The organism is Ewingella sp. AOP8-B2-18, from assembly GCF_052376015.1.
GTDB classification, from domain to species: Bacteria; Pseudomonadota; Gammaproteobacteria; order Enterobacterales; family Enterobacteriaceae; genus Ewingella; species Ewingella allii.
Genome location: NZ_JBQSVB010000004.1, coordinates 269706 through 287542, shown reverse-complemented (window position 1 = coordinate 287542; position 17837 = coordinate 269706). Strand labels below are relative to the sequence as shown.

General features: G+C 56.9%; 13 protein-coding genes. 3 read left to right on the top strand and 10 right to left on the bottom strand.

The genetic code is table 11. The features are described 5' to 3' along the window. Positions 1-6: 6 nt before the first annotated feature. From ACT3RR_RS11030 to ACT3RR_RS11010, 5 genes are all read right to left on the bottom strand, one after another. Complete coding sequence (locus ACT3RR_RS11030; RefSeq protein ID WP_496200313.1) at positions 7-573, bottom strand: YbhB/YbcL family Raf kinase inhibitor-like protein; 567 nt, start codon at positions 571-573, stop codon at positions 7-9. Between the two features lie 884 nt (positions 574-1457). Continuing rightward, a complete protein-coding gene (locus ACT3RR_RS11025) occupies positions 1458-2693 on the bottom strand; it encodes a c-type cytochrome (protein WP_496200312.1) in 1236 nt (411 codons plus the stop codon). Next, positions 2690-4453 (bottom strand): GMC family oxidoreductase, encoded by a 1764-nt coding sequence (locus ACT3RR_RS11020; protein ID WP_396130779.1) that lies wholly within the window; start codon positions 4451-4453, stop codon positions 2690-2692. The genes ACT3RR_RS11025 and ACT3RR_RS11020 overlap by 4 nt, the downstream gene beginning before the upstream one ends. A gap of 17 nt (positions 4454-4470) precedes the next feature. Further along, the gene (locus tag ACT3RR_RS11015) at positions 4471-5220 is read right to left on the bottom strand and encodes a gluconate 2-dehydrogenase subunit 3 family protein (protein WP_353501948.1); all 750 of its coding nucleotides are present in this window, start codon (positions 5218-5220) and stop codon (positions 4471-4473) included. A gap of 333 nt (positions 5221-5553) precedes the next feature. Further along, positions 5554-6825, bottom strand: coding sequence for an acyltransferase family protein (locus tag ACT3RR_RS11010; RefSeq protein WP_496200311.1), 1272 nt, complete (start codon positions 6823-6825; stop codon positions 5554-5556). A gap of 245 nt (positions 6826-7070) precedes the next feature. On the opposite strand from ACT3RR_RS11010, the gene ACT3RR_RS11005 reads away from it, so the two are divergent. Together ACT3RR_RS11005 and ACT3RR_RS11000 are read left to right on the top strand one after the other, a co-directional pair. Beyond that, the gene (locus ACT3RR_RS11005) at positions 7071-8573 is read left to right on the top strand and encodes a YchO/YchP family invasin (protein WP_496200310.1); all 1503 of its coding nucleotides are present in this window, start codon (positions 7071-7073) and stop codon (positions 8571-8573) included. 64 nt (positions 8574-8637) lie between these two features. Further along, the gene (locus ACT3RR_RS11000) at positions 8638-9594 is read left to right on the top strand and encodes a glycoside hydrolase family 6 protein (RefSeq protein ID WP_496200309.1); all 957 of its coding nucleotides are present in this window, start codon (positions 8638-8640) and stop codon (positions 9592-9594) included. Positions 9595-9707: 113 nt separating this feature from the next. Here ACT3RR_RS11000 and narL read toward each other — a convergent pair whose 3' ends face one another. Together narL and narX are read right to left on the bottom strand one after the other, a co-directional pair. After that, on the bottom strand, positions 9708-10358 hold the full coding sequence (gene narL, locus ACT3RR_RS10995) for a two-component system response regulator NarL (RefSeq protein WP_185690010.1): 651 nt from the start codon (positions 10356-10358) through the stop codon (positions 9708-9710). Then, on the bottom strand, positions 10355-12145 hold the full coding sequence (narX, locus tag ACT3RR_RS10990) for a nitrate/nitrite two-component system sensor histidine kinase NarX (protein WP_353501952.1): 1791 nt from the start codon (positions 12143-12145) through the stop codon (positions 10355-10357). The genes narL and narX overlap by 4 nt, the downstream gene beginning before the upstream one ends. A gap of 337 nt (positions 12146-12482) precedes the next feature. Between narX and ACT3RR_RS10985 the strand changes: the two genes are divergently transcribed. Beyond that, positions 12483-13898 (top strand): NarK family nitrate/nitrite MFS transporter, encoded by a 1416-nt coding sequence (locus tag ACT3RR_RS10985; RefSeq protein WP_353501953.1) that lies wholly within the window; start codon positions 12483-12485, stop codon positions 13896-13898. A 632-nt stretch (positions 13899-14530) separates the two neighbouring features. On the opposite strand, the gene ACT3RR_RS10980 is transcribed toward ACT3RR_RS10985, so the two are convergent. From ACT3RR_RS10980 to ACT3RR_RS10970, 3 genes are read right to left on the bottom strand one after another with little or no spacing between them, the layout of a single operon-like run. Then, positions 14531-15847, bottom strand: coding sequence for a M20 family metallopeptidase (locus tag ACT3RR_RS10980; protein ID WP_353501954.1), 1317 nt, complete (start codon positions 15845-15847; stop codon positions 14531-14533). 3 nt (positions 15848-15850) lie between these two features. Continuing rightward, positions 15851-16816: an ABC transporter permease gene (locus tag ACT3RR_RS10975; protein ID WP_485900374.1), complete on the bottom strand. Its 966-nt coding sequence runs from the start codon at positions 16814-16816 to the stop codon at positions 15851-15853. Beyond that, entirely contained in the window at positions 16813-17814 is a 1002-nt protein-coding gene (locus ACT3RR_RS10970) for an ABC transporter permease (RefSeq protein ID WP_353501956.1), read from the bottom strand. The genes ACT3RR_RS10975 and ACT3RR_RS10970 overlap by 4 nt, the downstream gene beginning before the upstream one ends. Positions 17815-17837 lie beyond the last annotated feature (23 nt).

Below are 17837 nucleotides of genomic sequence, written 5' to 3'. Positions count from 1 at the left end.
GTCGGCTTATTTGTTACCGAAACGGCCAATTATCCCGGCGGCACCTTTGCTGTGTCCGTCGAGTTTTTCCAACAGCTGTTCGCGCGTCAGGCCCGCAGGCAGGGCGTCCGGCGTCAGGTCGGTGGCGATCAGCGTGAAGGTGTAGTGATGAACCCCGGCGCTCACCGGCGGGCAAGGTCCGTTGTAATGTCCGTTACCCTGGGTGCTTTTGCCGCCGATAAAACCTTTGCCTTTCGCCAAATCGTTTTCGGCAAAGCCTTTGGCATCCGGCGCAATCCCGTAAGCCACCAGATGATTCACCCCCAGCCCGCCGCGCCCCTCTGGGTCAACCATCGTCAACGCCAAACTCTTGGTGCCTTCGGGCACATTTTCCCAACTTAGCGCCGGGGAAGCATTTTCACCGGTACAGAACTGATTGCCTTTGATATTTCCTGCGAACTTCTGCGCCATCATCTCACCATCTTTGAAGTCGCCAGAGGTAAGGATGAAGATACCCGCCGCATTGGCGAGCGGTAACCACGCAGCGAGCGTGACGGCGAGAGTCGTTTTTAACACTGTTTTACATGCGGGCATGGTGAATCCTTCGGATGGGAATGTGTTTGAAAGCATAGCAGGAGGGGGGAGTTATGCGCATAACAGGCGGGGAGAGGAAAAGTGATGAATTGTTATTGAGGGGGTTTTAATTGCGAATTTTGGGGGGGGAATTCAAGACCGTGGGCTCGCCGCCCACACGGGCCCAAAGTTCAAGGTCGTGCGCTGCCGCCACACCGGCCTTAAGAGGCGCCTATCGCCGCGCCTCTTAAGAATCTCCGGCTCTTTACTGCGCGCTGTCGCTGGCTGAATGGACGTGTTTCAGGTACATCTGTTCTCCACCGCAAAATGTCGCCGCTTAGGCGGTACCTTCGCTGCGGGATTCAAGCCTTAGGTCTTGAACCTCTTGCTCAGCGCCATTTTTGACTGCGGTTTTGTGGCATTTCAACCGTGCCGTTTCAGGGGGCCTTGTCTTGGATTTGGGTTTTGCTCCTTCTCCTCTCAGAGGAGAAGGCAGGGATGAGGAGTGGTTTGACTCAACGCTAAATGTGGCAAACCTCACCCCAGCCCTCTTTTTGAAAAGGAGAGGGAGCAACTGAAAAGGCACGGTGGAGAAGCCAGTAAGTCGCGTTCAGAAGTGACGCCGAGGGAGTGGTTCGAGACCTATGGCTCGAAGCCCGAACTGAGGGAACCGCCTAAGCGGCGGCACTTCGCGACGATCACTAAAGTGCCTGAAACATGTCCATTCCAACGCTGCGCAGCCTCGAACTCACAAAAGAAAAAACGCAGGGTTCCAAGGGAGGCGCGTTTACGCCTCCCTTGGTCGGTGTGGGCCGACGCCCACGACCTTGACCGCTTACAAGCGAAAAAAAAAGGGCGCTTTTCAGCGCCCCCACTTGAGGATTATTAAGGTCAAACCTTAATAACTATTTCTTCAGTTCAGCTCTCAAGTCCTTAACATCCGAACTCGATACGGCTGATGCTGAATTACCCCAGCTGTTGCGGATATAGGTCAGCACGTTGGCGATATCCTGATCGCTCATCACACCATCGAAGGATGGCATTGACGGGGCGGTCGGTGCGGCTTGGGTGGCGACCGGGCGGCTGCCGGCTAGCACGACGCGGATCAGCGACGTGGCGTGATCCTGATTGATCAACGCAGAGTCGGCCAGACGCGGGAACAGACCTTCCTGACCTTGGCCGTTTGGCGTATGGCAGGCTGAACAACGGTCGGCGTAAATCTGCTTCCCGGCGATCATCGCTTTATCATCGGCTTTGATTGGCTCTGGTGCTTTAGAACCGCTGTCGTGGCCGCTGTCTTTCAGATAAACCGCTACCGCTTTCAGGTCGGCGTCGGTCCAGTGCTGGGACGAGTGATCCACTTCTTCAGCCATTGGGCCAGAGGCGATATCGAAACGATTTGCGCCGGTTTTCAGATATTGCATCAGGTCTTCTTCGGTCCACTTACCAATCCCGGTGTGCTGGTTCACGGTGATGTCTGGAGCAACCCAGTTTTCAATCACCGCGCCTTGCAGGAACTGGCTCTCCTTGTCGCCGCCAATCAGGTTCTTCGGCGTGTGGCAGGTGCCGCAGTGGCCTAAACCTTCAACCAGATAAGCCCCACGGTTCCATTCAGCAGACTTATCCATTTTCGGCTTGTATTCACCCTTGGTGAAGTTCAGCCAGTTCCAACCCATCAGGCTGGTACGGACGTTGAAGGGGAAGGGCAGCTGGTTGCTTTCGATTTCGTTATGCACCGGCTGAACCGTCTGCAAATAGGCCCAGATCGCGGCGTTGTCTTCGCGAGTAACCTTGGTGTAAGCCGTGAACGGCATGGCGCCGTACAGGCGTTTGCCGCCGTGGCCGATACCTTCGGACATCGCGCGCTGAAAGTCGTCGAAGCTCCATTTACCAATGCCGGTTTCTGGGTCAGGCGTGATGTTCGCGCCCACCAAGCGGCCGAAAGGCGTTTCAATTGGCACGCCGCCAGCAAAAGGTTTGGCATCTGGGGTGGAAGCCGTGTGACACGCGGCGCAGTCGCCGACGGTGGCCAGATAACGGCCGCGCTCAACCTGCTCGAAAGCGCCATCGCCCGCGGCGTGAGCCAGACCTGACAGGGTTAAGGCTACCAGTCCGAGTGAGAAGCAAGCTAAAGTTTTCATGCAATCATCTCTCCCGGTTTCTTCAGATAGTACTTGCGAATCGCTTCTGCGGCCTTGAACGCCAGTGCGCCAACGGTGCCCGTTGGATTATAGCCTGGGTTCTGCGGGAAGGCGGAAGCGCCGACCACGAACAGGTTCGGCACATCCCACACCTGCAGGTGTTTGTTCACCGAGCTGGTTGCCGGGTCTGCGCCCATTACGAAGCCGCCCACCACGTGAGAGGACTGATACGGCGCGCCGTTCCAGTGGCCTTTCATCGGGTTTTCGACATATTGGCGCGGGTTCATGGCCTTAGCGATTTCGCCGACTTTCCCGGTACAGTACGCGGCCATTTTCAGGTCGTTTTCTGGGAAGTCGAAGGTGACGCGCAGCAGCGGACGGCCTAAACGATCTTCGTAGTTCGGGTCAAGAGACAGATAGTTGGTGCGCGTGGTGTAGCTGCTGGCTTCACAACCAATCGACATGCTGCTCAGGTAGTTGTTTACCGTAGCTTTCTTCCACTCTTTACCCCATTTCGGCGTTCCCGGTGGGACAGGGCGATAGCCGATAGGTGCGCCACCGATTGGCGTGACGCGAATACTGCCACCGCCGAAGAAGCCTAAGCCGCTGTGGTCGAAGTTGTCATTGTTGAAGTCGTCGATACCCATGCCCACGGCACCTGCGCCGATGAACGGGTTGAAGTTCTTGTCATCGAAGAACAGCTGCACGCCGTTGGCGGTTTGGTAGGCATAGTTACGCCCGGTGGTACCGGTCCCGCTGATCGGATCGTATGGCTTACCGATCCCCGACAGCAGCATCAGACGCACGTTTTCAAAGGTAAACGCGGTGACGATCACTAAGTCAGCCGGTTGCTCCCACTCGTCGCCGGAGGAGTCGATATACACCACGCCGGTGACCTGTTTGCCGTCTGGAGATTTCACCACGCGCATCACTTCACAGCTGGTACGGGCTTCGAAATTCTCTTTGCGGATAAGCGCGGGCAGCACGGTGGTGATGGCGCTAGCTTTCGAATAGTTGGCACAGCCGTAGTTGGTACAGAAACCACAGTAGGTGCACGGGCCCATCTTAACGCCCAGCGGGTTGGTGTAGGCTTCGGACACCAGTGAGGATGGCACCGGGAAGGCTTTGTAACCCATGTTGCGCGCGGCTTCGGCGAACAGGGTTGGGCCATACGGCATGTCCATTGGCTTGGTTGGATATTCGATGGAGCGCATACCCTCGTAAGGGTTGCCGCCCTCGTGGTGCTCGCCGTTCACATTGCTGGCTTTGCCGGAAACGCCCGCCAAACGCTCGAAAGAGGAGTAGTGCGGTTCCATCTCTTCCCAGTCGGTGCCCCAGTCTTGTAGCACTAACTCTTCTGGAATGGCCTTCGCGCCGTACTTCTCGGTCAGGTGGCTTTTCAGGCGGAACTCGTCAGGCTGGAAGCGGAAGGTGATGCCCGCCCAGTGGTTGCCCGCGCCGCCGGTGCCGTTACCCGGGTGGAACGAACCCCATTCGCGCATCGGCAGTGCGGTTTGCGATGGGTTGTTACGGATGGTGATGGCGTTTTGCGCTGTCTGCACCATCAGCTCCTGACGGCTGTTGTAGCGCAGCTCATCGGTGACGGTAGCAACGTTAAAATCACGCGCGGTATCACGCCACGGGCCGCGTTCAATAGCGACCACGTTCAGACCTTCGTCGGTCAATTCGCTGGCGATAATCGATCCGGCCCAGCCGAGACCAATCACCACCACGTCAGTTTTGGGTAGTTTCTTTGCCATAATCTGTTCTTTCGCCCCTAGCTTTTCATCTTCCATGCATCTCCACCGGAGATACTCAGCGGTTCCAGATCTAACTTCTGGTTATGTTTGCCGATGTATTCGCGATAGTCGTAACGCGCGCCCGGGAACCCGAGCATTTTCCATGACACCATGTTGCGGTTTCCGCCATAAATCGGGTCGGCGAAGAAACCTTCCATGGTGTTCTTCAGCGCGATATCGAAGAACAGTTTGGAATCGATGCCATTCAAAGCTATTTTTCCGGTTTGCAAGCCACCCAAGATTTCATCCTGTTGGTCGCCGGTCAGATCTTTGAAGGATTTTTTGTGTTCCGTCTGGGTGTATTGCTCTAAAGCGGCCAGACCTAAACGGTAGCGCTGCTGAGGAACCAGAGGTGACTGGTCGCCCTGTTCCGGCGTGCCTTGCTTGAACGGGCCTTGCATATACAGACGGGAGTAGGTGCCGTAGAAACCGGCTAGCTGGCGGTCAATAAACACGGCACAACCGGCATCTTTGCCCCCTACGCTCAACTCATCAGCGGGGATCAGACGGTCAACAATGGCTTCCAGCGCGGCGGCTTCGGCGTCGGTAAAGAACACCCAACCTTCGGTTTCAATCTGCGGGGGAGGACTGGCGTCAAAGGGGCTCCACACGGGCGTTCCTTTGAGCGTAATGGCGTTTGCTGCCTTGGCGACGCCGAGAGCGGCGGACGCGGCGGAAAACGTCAGGATCTGCCGACGCGTAACGCCGGGCAAGGTTTTTTTGCTCATCTATGTTCCCTTGTTTTATAGAATGCGCACTTCTCATCAGACAATCTGTGCTGTCTAACGAGGGGATACGGCGTGCAAATTTGTCATTATGTGTAGATCGTTAATTGTGATCATAGTCACGCGATGCAAAGAAAAATCTGCATTCGGGTGGCGTAACTAAAATCAAATTTACCTAGACAGGATAGATGATTAATCCTTGTAACGAGAACGGTCTTAGATGTTAAAAATGTTATGAAATGTGTAAATTTGGGTAAAGCTGTTATAGGAACCGTGTTTAATTTACACAACTTAAGGGCTACAAAGTGCGGCGAAATTCCTCTGCAGCCCCTGTCATTACTGACGTTGTGGTTTTGCTGACGCAGGGAAGAGTCGTAGCAGAAAATTGCGCATCCGCACGACAAACCTTTCTTGGAAGATCACACAAATTGCCACAGTAAGTAGCAGATAAATCACATAACCGGGCACGCTGAGCTGCACTTTGCCCGCCGCATCAATACAACCTTGCCAATCATTAAAGCAACTCATCGGTGCGCCGCGCAGTAACTGTTCCACTGTGCGGAACAGGCTGAACAGCGGAACGTGCAGGGCGAAAATCGACAAAGAGGCTGCGCCGAGCCGTGGCGACCAGTGTCGCAGCCAGGCGCTTTTCGGATCGTGTGCCAAGGCACTCAGGTAGACCAAACAGACCTGCGAGGGAAGTAATAATCCATTGTGCAGCAGGAAGTACCAGTGCCGACCGTTGCCGTGAGTAAACAGCGCGGTGCCAATCAGGAAGCAGAGCAAAATCCCCAGCGCCAGCAGGGTGCGCGTCGAACGGCCAATCACCAGATTGGCCCTCTGGTGCTGGCGGAAAATGCCATAACCGAGTATCCCCGCCAGAAACTCCGGCAGGCGGAACAGCGGCCCACGCTGCAACAGGCCGGTGAAAGGCATACCGTACTGCTGCTGCCAAATCACCCAAATGGGCGGCAGCAGGTAGAGGGCGCAGATGATCGCCATCCATAGCCATTTATGGCGCAGTGCCAGCAGTTTCGGGCCGAGCCACGGGAAGAACAGGTAGAAAAAAAACAGGGTGGAGAGTGACCAGAGCGGCGCATTGAAAGTCAGGAAGTAGGGGTTCCAGGCTTGCAGCATCAGCAGCTGTAATACGCCGTTAAATGCCAACTGGGCGTTAGTCATATAGTGGCGGAAAAGTTCGGGATTAGTGCCGGCCAGCTCGGAGTTGGTGTCATACACCACAAATCTCAGGCTTGAGCCGGGGCCTTCGGGCGGAATGGCGAGCCACTGCATCAGGCTGACAACCAAAATCGACGACGCCAGCGCCACGATGTGGATCGGATACAGGTTGCAGAAGCGTTTTTTCAGAAAGCTTTTACCCGACTCGCGCATCTGATTGCCGTTAAAATAGACGTGGGTAAGCAGAAAGCCGGAAAGCACAAAGAAGGTGCTGGTGGCGAAGAAACCCATGCTGGTGAGTTCAGCCAAGAAGGGCACTGAACCGCGCTGCGGGTACTGATGAACCGTGTGGTAAATCATCACATAACAGCCGAGCAGGAAGCGCAGCCATTCCAAACCAATAAAACGTTGTTTTGATGCTTTCTGCATCCGTTGTCTCCGCAACAATAAAGCGACAATCCGTCGTTCCCAGACGTCATCAGGGAATGACAGCGTGCTCACGGATCAGGTCAACGAGGTATAACTGACGGGAGGTGAACGAAACTTAAACCAAATGTAAAAAATGTTTCAGAATTTACCTAAAGCGTTACCGAAAGTGGCCTAAAGTGCTCTTGTGCCTTGATAAATGTCCTCTGTGGGTTAAGATCGTTGTTCACTCTTTATTTGTGCAGGACATGACAGACGTCACAGAAGTTTTTCCCAATTTATTGAAGCGAATTGCGCCGCCACTGCGCGCCTCACTGCTTATTCTGTGGGGATCGGCTTTCTATACTGCAAGCGCCAATGCGCTGACGGTAGACGCTTACCAGCGATTTTCTCCCGATGCTGACCTCTCAGCTCCCGCTGGCGATGCCAATTCGATGTTCAATGCCGGTACTCCTGCCCAAGATCCCAACACCTTGCCCAGTCTGGGTAGCGCTTATTACAAGCCCGCCAGCGGCGCGACGGCGGCTGAAACCAAAATCGCCAATACGCTGAAACAGTTTGGCGAGCAGAGCACCTCCAGCGACAGTCAGGACCCATTGCGCGAGCAGGCGGAAAGTTTGGCGCTAACGCAGGCCGCCAAGCTGGTGCAGAAAGAGACCAGCAGCTTGCTCTCGCCGCTTGGCACCGCCAGCATGTCGCTCGACGTCAGCGGGCGAAATCTCGACGGCAGCCGGGGGCAGCTCTTCAGCCCGCTTTACCAAAACGACCATTTGTTGACTTACAGTCAGGTGGGGCTGGTCAGCGCCACGGACTCTACCGTGGGGAACTTCGGGCTGGGGCAGCGCTGGAATGAGGGCAGTTGGATGCTGGGCTATAACGCCTTTGTGGATAACGACTTCGACCATCAGCTAAGCCGTGGCAGCTTGGGCGCCGAGGCGTGGACCGATTACCTGCATTTCTCCACCAACTATTATCATCCGTTTTCCTCTTATAAGGCGGACAGCGGCAGTTCGCCGCAGCTTCGCCGTCAGGCACGCGGCTATGACATCACCACCAAAGGCTATCTGCCGTTTTATCGCCAGATTGGCGCCTCGCTGAGCTTCGAGCAGTATTATGGCAATCAGGTGGACCTGTTCGGCAACGGCACGCGGCAGACCAATCCTTCGGCCATGACCTTTGGAGTGAATTACACGCCGGTGCCTTTGGTGACGGTGAAGGCCGCCCACCAGGCCGGGCAGGATGGCGACAATCAGGACAGCGTCGAGTTGACGCTCAATTACCGTCTTGGGGTGCCGCTCTCCCAGCAGCTTTCTGCCAACAATGTGGCCGAGGCGCACTCGCTGCGCGGCAGCCGGATGGACGTGGTCGAGCGCAATAACATGCCAGTAATGGATTTCAAACAGCGCAAAACGCTGTCGGTTTATCTGGCGACGCCGCCGTGGAATTTACAGCCGGGTGAAACCGTCGAGCTGAAATTGCAGGTCAGGGCACTCAACAGTGTCAGCGCGCTGAGCTGGCAGGGCGACACTCAGGCGCTAAGCCTGACGCCGCCGCACAATAACCGCGACACCGATGGCTGGAGCCTGATTGTGCCGCCGTGGGATAGCTCGCCGGATGCCAGCAACAGCTACCGTCTGTCCGTCACCGTGGTGGACAGCAAAGACCAGCATGTCACATCTAACTGGATCACCCTTAACGTCACGCCGCCGCCGCTGAGTGAAGATATGCAGCAGCAGAAGTTTAATTTTTAATGGGTGATTCACCGGCGTTTAATTAAGCTATTTATAATGGCTTTTTAATCTTGAGAACTTACCCATGCTAAAGCGCGTAGCGATCGGCATCTGCCTACTCAGTTCCTGCTGGACACTGGCCGCATTGGCCAGTGATAGCTTCTATATTAATCCCAACTCTTCTGCCGCCCAGTGGGTGAAAGCTCACCCTGACGACCCTCGCGCCAAAACCATTAACACCGCCATTGCCCAAGTGCCTTCGGCGATGTGGTTTACCGGCACCAGCCAAAGCAACGACCAACTGGCGCAGGCGGTGAGCCGCTATGTGAATGCCGCCAGCCAGGCTCAGCGCATTCCGCTGTTGGTAGCCTATAACCTGCCGGGGCGGGATTGCAGCGGAGGAGCTTCTGCCGGAGGAGCGAGCGATGCTCAGAACTATCGCGGTTGGATCGATAATTTCATCAGCGGCGTCGGCAGCCAACCGGCGATGGTGGTGCTCGAACCCGATGCGCTGGCCGATAGCGACTGCCTGACCCCCGCCAAGCGCCAAGAGCGGCTGGGGCTAATTCACTATGCTTTGCAGCAGTTTCAGCAGCACGCGGTAAAGACCAAGGTGTATCTGGATGCGGGAAATGCAGGCTGGAAGCCCGCAGATGCCATGGCGGACCTGCTTAACGCGGCGGGCATTAATCTGGCGCATGGCTTTGCGTTGAACGTGTCAAACTTCTATCGGCTTGAGCAATCGACGGCTTACGGCGAGGCGATTAACGCCCGTCTGGCGGCTAATTATGGCTACCGTAAATCGATGCTGATAGACACCGGACGCAGCGGCAACGGCTCTGAAAACGGCCAGTGGTGTAACCCGCCGGGGCGCAAAATTGGCAGCTTGCCGGGCAAGATTTCAGCTGACACGATGGCAGTTTGGGTCAAGCAGCCCGGCGATTCCGACGGCGCGTCTTCCCCCAGCGCCGACTGCCACAACGGCCCGGCGGCGGGCGTTTTTAGCCCGGAGCTGGCAGTGCGGCTAATTGAAGGGAAGTGATGGTCAGCAGCGATTTTGGGCGGATGCGGAAAGTCAAAAATAAGGCCATTCAGCTCCTCCCCTCCTGAAAGGGGAAGGAGTAAAAAACCAAAACCAAACAAAAAAAGTTACCGTTAAATCACATTACTTTGCAGCACCCAGACCGCCGCTTCGACGCGGGATTTGAGTTTCATCTTCTTCAATAGGTGCTTCACGTGAACTTTTACCGTGCTTTCGGTGATGTTCAGGCGGCGGGCGATCACCTTATTGGGCAAGCCTTCGGCGATCAGTTTGATGATATCGCGCTCGCGCGGCGTCAAGGATTGAATGTCGCGATCGCCACTCGGGCGACTCTCGCGCAGGCTGGCCGCCAGCACTGGCGTCAGGGCTTCGCTGAGCACCATCTTGCCGCCTGCCGCATTGTGTAGCGCGGCGAGCAGGTCTTCGGGCTCCATATCTTTAAGCAGATAGCCGTCGGCGCCGCGTTTCAGGGCGGTCACCACGTCATCTTCATGATTCGACACGCTAAACACCACGATGCGCCCAGAAAGGTCGGTTTGACGCATTTTATCCAGCGTATCGAGGCCGTTCATGCCGGGCATATTGAGATCTAACAGGATTAAATCCGGGTCGAGCTGTTTTGCCAGTTCAACGCCTTGCTCGCCGTTACTCGCTTCGCCAATCACCTGCAGGGTAGTGTCCAGCGCGATAAGTTGCTTAACGCCGTTGCGCAGCATCGGGTGGTCATCAATCAATAAAATAGTCGAAGGGGTCGCGTCGTTCATACTTGCTCCTGGGGATTAATCGGCAATGCGTCTGGACGGAAGCGGACGGTGACCTGTGTCCCGCCGCTTTCCCGGCTGGTGATCTGGCATTGGCCGTGCAAACTTTTGGCGCGATCTTGCATGATGATCAGGCCGTAATGGTGCTGTCTTTCGATATTTTCTGGGATGCCATGACCGTCGTCGGTCACTTGCATCATAATTTCGTCGTGCTCACAGCTGAGTCTTAGTGAAATTTGCGCAGCATTGGCGTGCTTAAAGGCGTTGTTCAGGGCTTCGCGGGCAATGTGCAGCAGGTGAATCGCCTGATTGGCCGGTACCGATCGCGGCGGTAACTGGTAATCAAAAGCGATAGTGATCCCCATGCGGGCCGAGAACTCATCTACCGCGTGCTGCAAGGCGGCGCGCAGGCCGGGGGTGTTCATCTGTAGGCGGAAAGTGGTCAGCAGTTCGCGCAACTGGCGATAAGCCGTATTCAGTTCGTCGCGCATCTGCTGCACCAGCTGGCCGTTTTCTGCCGTCAACTCGCTCCCTTGCATTTGCAAACAGGCAATTTGGATTTTCAGGCAGGAGAGGGACTGCGCCAGCGAGTCGTGCAGCTCACGGGCAATGGCGGAACGCTCTTCCATCAGCATCAATTGCTGCTGATGTTCAGCCTGTCTTGCCAGCATCAAGGTGCTGGTCAGTTGCTCCAGTAGGGTCGTCACCAGACGCTGCTGGTCGCGCGTTAGCGAGGTGCCCTGTGGAAGCTGCGCCAGCAGAACCCCGTAATTCTCGCGCTCGTCTTGCAAACTCCAGCTGAGAGGTTGCTGGTGGCTATTTTCAGCCGATGCGTTGTTGTCGCTATATAAATGGTGCTGGCTCGCAGCCGGACTGCCGATATCATTAAACAGCTCGGCGCTGTTGTTCTCATACAGCCGCAGCTGCACGGACTGTAGCGGCGTCAGCTTCTGTAACTCCTCCAGCACCGGCACCAAACGCTGCTCCAGCGGGGCGCTGGTATGTAGCTGGCGGCTGACGCGATAGAGAAAATCCAGCACCTGATTCTTCTGCTGTAAATCGGCAGTTTTGTTATCTACCAGCTGCGCCAGGCTGTCCACCGTGCGCTCCAGCGCCTGCGACATACTGTTCAGCGACTGGCCGAGAATATCCATTTCATTGTGCGGGCGGGCCGTCTGGCTTACCTGATAACGCTGGCTAAAATCGCTGGCGCTCACCGCGTTGGCCTGCGCCAGCAGCCGTTTCCACGGCTCCAGCAGCCGACGGCGCAAAAACCAAATCGTCAGCCCCAGCAGCAATAGCGTGACCAGCAGCAGGCCGCGCTGAACCAGTGAAATCAGCGTCAGGTGGTATTCGGTCTTATGCTCCAGCGCGGCCACCAGTTTGTCTAACTGGCCGACATACACCGCCACGTTGGAGGCCACCTGCGCGGGGGTCTGTGCCTGGCGAATCTGGTCTTTCAGCGTGGTCATCCAGTAGCGGCGCAGGGCATCGAATTCTGGCTGGAGATCTTCACTTTGCACTGCGCGGCGCAGATCGAGATTGTCCTGATCTTGCTCCATCTGGCGCAAATAGGCGTTATTGGCCGGGGTCAGAGGCACCGAGGCCAGCAGGCGATAGCTCTGCATACGCAGCGAACCGGCCTTGTTGATGGCATGGGCGTTACCCTGAATGCTCTGCGCCATCCACGCGGCGACGCTCATCCCGCCAATGCCCAACAGGCCGAGCAACAGCATCAGCAGGGCAATTTGGCTGACTAGCGACAGCGGCGTCACAGCGCGTCTAAGCATCTTGTCATTCCTGTCAGTAACGTTAAGGGATAAGGGCATTCGGTTAGTGTGGGCATATTTTTTATTATCCGGCGTGATATCCCTATACTCCTATAGGAGTACCTATTTATTTCCACCGGGATAACGCCTGCTATCAATAGATATGCATAATGACATCAACTCTATGAATTATAGTCAATTATCAATCATGGCGGGGATACCCACAAAGGACGCATGGTGATTTTGAGGCCGAAACTTAACCACCATCTGCTTGATTTGCATCAACATCCCACAGGGGAGCACTACCTAGTGTTGGCAGCATTAATAACAACAATGCTCTGCCAATTCGAGGTTTTCCATGCCCCATACTTCAGCAACACCCGCGTCTAAACCGTCGAGACTCCTTCAGGACTGGCGGCCGGAAGACTCCGCGTTCTGGGAGAAAACCGGCCATAAAGTGGCCAGCCGTAATCTGTGGATCTCTGTTCCTTCGCTCTTGTTAGGGTTCTGCGTCTGGATGTTGTTCAGCCTGGTCGCGGTCAATCTCAACAAGGTGGGTTTTAACTTCACCACCGACCAACTGTTTATGCTGACCGCCATTCCATCGGTGTCCGGTGCCATTCTGCGCGTGCCTTACTCCTTTATGATCCCGCTATTCGGCGGACGTCGCTGGACCGCCATCAGCACGGTATTTTTGATTATCCCATGCGCCTGGCTGGGTTTTGCGGTGCAAGACACCAGCACGTCTTACAATACTTTCCTGATTATCTCTTTGCTGTGTGGTTTCGGCGGCGCGAACTTCGCATCCAGCATGGCAAATATCAGCTTCTTCTACCCGAAAGCCAAGCAGGGCGGCGCGCTGGGGATTAACGGCGGTCTAGGTAATATGGGCGTCAGCGTGATGCAGTTGCTGGCTCCGTTAGCCATTTCCCTTGGGATTTTTGGTGCCTTTAGCCAGCCGCAGACCTTAGCCGACGGCAGCAGCATGTGGCTGCAAAACGCCGCGTGGATCTGGGTGCCTTTCCTGATTATCTGCACCGTCGCCGCGTGGTTCGGCATGAACGATTTGGCGTCGTCGAAAGCCTCGATTCGCCAGCAGTTGCCGGTGTTAAAGCGCGGTCACCTATGGATCATGTGCGTGCTGTATCTGGCGGCGTTCGGCTCATTTATCGGCTTTTCCGCCGGTTTTGCCATGCTGACCAAAACCCAGTTTCCTGAAGTGAATATCATGCACTACGCCTTCTTCGGCCCGTTCTTCGGTGCACTGGCGCGTTCCGGCGGTGGCATGTTGTCCGACCGTTTGGGCGGCGTTCGCGTGACTTTCTGGAACTACGTGGTGATGGCGATTGCCGCCGCCTTGCTGTTCTTAACGCTGCCAAGCGGCGGCGCGGGTGGCAATTTCCCAGCCTTCTTCGGCGTGTTTATGGTGCTGTTCCTGACTGCCGGTCTGGGCAGTGGTTCGACTTATCAGATGATCGCAGTGATCTTCCGCAAACTGACCACCGACCAAGCACTGGCTCGCGGCGAAACGGCAGAATCCGCCCAGCGCGAAGCCATCACCGACACTGCCGCGGCATTAGGCTTTATCTCCTCCATTGGCGCCATTGGCGGCTTCTTCATCCCGAAAGCCTTCGGCACATCCCTCGCCATGACCGGCTCTCCGGCGGGCGCAATGAAAGTGTTCCTGGTGTTTTACGTGGTGTGCGCGGTGATCACATGGGTAGTTTACTGGCGGAATTTGGATAAGGGGTTTGCGACGAAGAAAGCTCGTTGATACTTTTTGAAGGTCAACTTCAAGGTCGTGGGCGTCGGCCCACACCGACCAAGGGAGGCGTAAACGCGCCTCCCTTGGAACCCTGCGTTTTTATTGTTGTGTGATCGAGGCTGCGCAGGGTTGGGATGGACATGTTTCAGCAGCCTTGATGATCGTCGCGAAGTGCCGCCGCTTAGGCGGTTCCCTCGCTGCGGGATTCCAACCCGCGTAAAAAGCCACGCGGTTTTCCACCTCTTGCTCGGCGTCACTTCTGAACGCGACCTACTGGCGCTTACTCCGAGCCGTTTCATTCACAAAAAGCTGAAAATTACTGAAAAGGTACGGTTGAAATGCCTCAAAGCCGCAGTCAAAAATGGCGCTGAGCGAGAGGTTCGAGACCTATGGCTCGAATCCCGTGGCGAAGGCACCGCCTAAGCGGCGACATTTTGCGGTGGATAACTGAAGTCCCTGAAACACGTCCGCCTCACGAGCGAAGCGCGCAGTAAAGAGCCGGGGAGTCTTGAGGGGCGCGGCGATAGGCGCCCCTCAAGGCCGGTGTGGCGGCAGCGCACGGTTTTGACCTTAAAGGCCAGCGTAGGCGGCGAGCCCACGATTTTGACTTTAAAAGCGGCCCAGGGACGCCCCCCGTCCCATCACCGACACCACTTCTCAATCGCTAAAGCAATCGCCTTCGTGCAATTCACCAGATCCTCGACCGATACGCGCTCATTGGGCTGGTGCGACTGCGCCGGGTCGCCGGGGCCGAAGTTGACGGTTGGCGTGTTGCCCATGCCGGTTGGCAGGCCGATGTCGCTGTGCGCGCCGAAGCCGGAGAGCACTGGCGACAGATTGGCTTCTACTACCGCCTCTTGGAAAGTCTGCACGAAAGGGTGATCCGACGGCACTTCGGCGCAGTCGGCGTCCAAAATCCATTCGATATATGCCGGATGGGCGCGCAGGTAAGGGTCGGCTTCGCACACGCGGGCGATGTGTTCTTCGACCTCGCGCTTCACGTGTCCGCCTAAGCCAAACTCATCTTTCTCGTGCGGCAGATACTGCACGTCAATGATGATTTCCCCGTGTCCGGCGGTGGAAGAAGGGTGCTCGCCCACTTTCAACTGGGTGATCATCACCTTGTTAGGCATCTCCATCAGCGGGTGATTCTTCTTCGGATCGTACTGCCAGCGGCGGTTGAGAATGTCGATTCCGTCCATGATCTGGCGACACAGCTCGACGGCGTCCACCGGGCCGGTGCTGTCCCACGAATTTGGCGTCAGCTCAGCGTGACCGCCCACGCCGTTGACGATGATTTTGCCCCACAGAATACCGTGGCAAATTGGCGCGATTTGGTTAGCGCTTGGCTCAGTCATGATCCCCGCGTCGGCGCGGAAACCGCGATCGACCATGGCGAGTGAGCCCATGCCGCCAATCTCTTCATCGACCACCGTGGTGAAGACCACGTCGCCGGACAGCTCGACGCCCAGATCTTTCAAAAACTCCACCGCCATCAGCATGCAGGCGACGCCGCCTTTCATGTCCACCGCGCCGCGCCCGTAGACGAAATCGTCAATCACTTCTGGCAAGAAGGGATCGGTGCGCCAGTGGGAGCGCGCGCCCGGTGGCACCACGTCGATATGCCCGGTCAGCATGATGGATTTGCCGCCGCCGGTGCCTTTTAAGGTGCCGCCAAGGTTGGGGCGACCTTCAAAAGTGCGGCCTTTATTGGCGCCGGGGCGGCCTTTGTATTTCTCATATAATGCCGGACCATCTGGGTCCCACAGGTCAGTCTCCATGCCCAACTGGTGCAGGCGCTGTTGCAGATAGAGCTGGCAATCGCGCTCGCCCGGCCCGGCCTGAGTAGGGTCTGCCATCACGATCGAAGGGAACGACAAAATATCGCACAGCGTCTGGACGATGCGCTGCTTATTGGCGTCGATATGGTCCGCCAGCGCCTGAGTAGAAAAGGTCATTGATTAGCTCCGGGTTTTTGAAAGACGATCGGCCAGCAGCACCGCGATCAGTAACAGACCGACCACGCCCACTTGCCAAACGGTGTTAATTCCAAACTGCAACATGCTGGTTTTAAGCGTGACCAGCAGCAGGACGGCGGCGAATACTCCCGCCACGCCCCCTTTGCCGCCAAATATCGCCACGCCACCCAGCAGGGCTGCGGTTAATGATTCCAGTTCAAGATTGACCCCCGCGTTCGGCCTGCCGCTGCCGAGCCACGACAGGGAAACAAAGCCCGCGCCGCCTGCCAGCATGCCGCACAGGGAGTAGAGTAGAATGCGCGCACGATCGACCGGGATGCCCACCAGTCGCGCCGAATGCTCGTTAAAGCCCATGGCGTAAATCCAGCGCCCCCACGAGGTAAACGACAGCAGCAGGGCGGCAATCAGAAACGCGGGAATAACCAGCGTGAGGAATGGCAGAGGAATGTCGGCCAGCACGCCGCGCCCCCAAGGCAAGACCCACGCCGGAACCCCGGACTGCGCCGCGCCGCCGGTCAGAGACAGCGCCAGACCCGAATAGGCGTAGAAGGTGCCGAGGGTGACAATCAGCGGGTAGATTTTCAGCTTGGCGATCAGCAGGCCGTTAACCGCGCCGAGCAGAAAGCCGCACAGCAGACACACCACCGGCAGCAGCACCGCCGGAACGCCAGCCTGGAGCGCCATCACGCCAGCAATGGCTGAAAGCGACACATTGCCCCCCACCGACAAATCAATCCCCGCGCCGCCTGCCAGCACCACCAAAGCTTGCCCCAGCGACACCAGCGCCAGCAGCGTGGCGAACTGCAAGATGCTGGTTAAGGTTGCGCCAGACAAAATCGACGGTTGCCCAATCAGCAGGGTTAACGCCAGCGCCACCCACAGCCCGCAGAGCAGAGTGAGCACCAGATTTTTACGATAAAGGCGGGAAGCTCCCGCGGTGAGAATCATGCGGTTCCTTCTCCTTTAAGACGGTTTTTACGCAGGTTCATGTTGTGAATGCGCAACCTGCCGCTGAGCACTTCGGCGGTGAGCACCAGCAACAGCAGGCCTCCGGTGACTACGGTTTGCCACAGAGACGGCACGCCAATCAGCAGCAGGCCGTTTTGTAAGATACGTAGCAGGAACACGCCGAGTACCGTGCCCAGCAGGCTACAGTGGCCGCCCATAATGCCGGTTCCGCCCAGCACCACGGCGGCAATGGCTTCCAGCGCCAGCTGGCTGCCGATAGTCATTTCGACGTTGCGATAGGTGCCAACATAGAAGGTAGCCGCCAGCCCGCACAGCAGGCCGCTGATGATGAACGTGGCGAAACGAACGCGGGTGACCGCAATGCCGGAAAGTCGTGCTTTATCTTCCGAATTGCCGATAGCCAGCAGGTGCAAGCCATAAGGCGTGCGGCGCAGCGCCAGCCAGACCAGTCCGTAAGCCAGAGCAATCACCCAGACAGTCACCGGCAGGCCGAGCAGCGGCGCGCTGACTAACTGGGTCAGCGAGTCCGGCAGCCCCGACAGCCACTGGCCGCCGAGCAGGGCAAACACCGCCGTGCGATAGACGCCATACAGCCCCAGCGTGCCGACGATGGCGGGAATGCGACCTGCCACCACCACCAGCGCGCTAATAACGCCAATCAATGCGCCCACCAGCGGGCCGGAAAGGGCGGTCAGGCCGGGAGAAACGCCCGCGTTAAGCAACTGACCAATAACAATTGCCGCCAGCCCCATCACCACGCCGACCGACACGTCCACGCCGCCCATTGCCAGCAGCAGGGTCATGCCCAGCCCAATCAAGAGTAATTCTGTGCTGTTGCGTAGCACGGTCGTCAGGTTATCCAGCGTGGCAAAATAGGGCGATGCCAGACTGAAAATAACGATGGCGACCAGACAAACGCAGGCCAGCGTCAGCTCCCGCCCCGAGAATTTCAGGGCGGGCGTGAAGGATGTTGCCACGGCAGTGTCCCCTAAGTGTTGCG

Bases quoted from the DNA above. Each gene is read 5' to 3' on its own strand.
- ACT3RR_RS11030 (WP_496200313.1), bottom strand. From the start codon at position 573: ATGCCCGCATGTAAAACAGTGTTAAAAACGACTCTCGCCGTCACGCTC.
- ACT3RR_RS11025 (WP_496200312.1), bottom strand. From the start codon at position 2,693: ATGAAAACTTTAGCTTGCTTCTCACTCGGACTGGTAGCCTTAACCCTG.
- ACT3RR_RS11020 (WP_396130779.1), bottom strand. From the start codon at position 4,453: ATGGCAAAGAAACTACCCAAAACTGACGTGGTGGTGATTGGTCTCGGC.
- ACT3RR_RS11015 (WP_353501948.1), bottom strand. From the start codon at position 5,220: ATGAGCAAAAAAACCTTGCCCGGCGTTACGCGTCGGCAGATCCTGACG.
- ACT3RR_RS11010 (WP_496200311.1), bottom strand. From the start codon at position 6,825: ATGCAGAAAGCATCAAAACAACGTTTTATTGGTTTGGAATGGCTGCGC.
- ACT3RR_RS11005 (WP_496200310.1), top strand. From the start codon at position 7,071: ATGACAGACGTCACAGAAGTTTTTCCCAATTTATTGAAGCGAATTGCG.
- ACT3RR_RS11000 (WP_496200309.1), top strand. From the start codon at position 8,638: ATGCTAAAGCGCGTAGCGATCGGCATCTGCCTACTCAGTTCCTGCTGG.
- narL (WP_185690010.1), bottom strand. From the start codon at position 10,358: ATGAACGACGCGACCCCTTCGACTATTTTATTGATTGATGACCACCCG.
- narX (WP_353501952.1), bottom strand. From the start codon at position 12,145: ATGCTTAGACGCGCTGTGACGCCGCTGTCGCTAGTCAGCCAAATTGCC.
- ACT3RR_RS10985 (WP_353501953.1), top strand. From the start codon at position 12,483: ATGCCCCATACTTCAGCAACACCCGCGTCTAAACCGTCGAGACTCCTT.
- ACT3RR_RS10980 (WP_353501954.1), bottom strand. From the start codon at position 15,847: ATGACCTTTTCTACTCAGGCGCTGGCGGACCATATCGACGCCAATAAG.
- ACT3RR_RS10975 (WP_485900374.1), bottom strand. From the start codon at position 16,816: ATGATTCTCACCGCGGGAGCTTCCCGCCTTTATCGTAAAAATCTGGTG.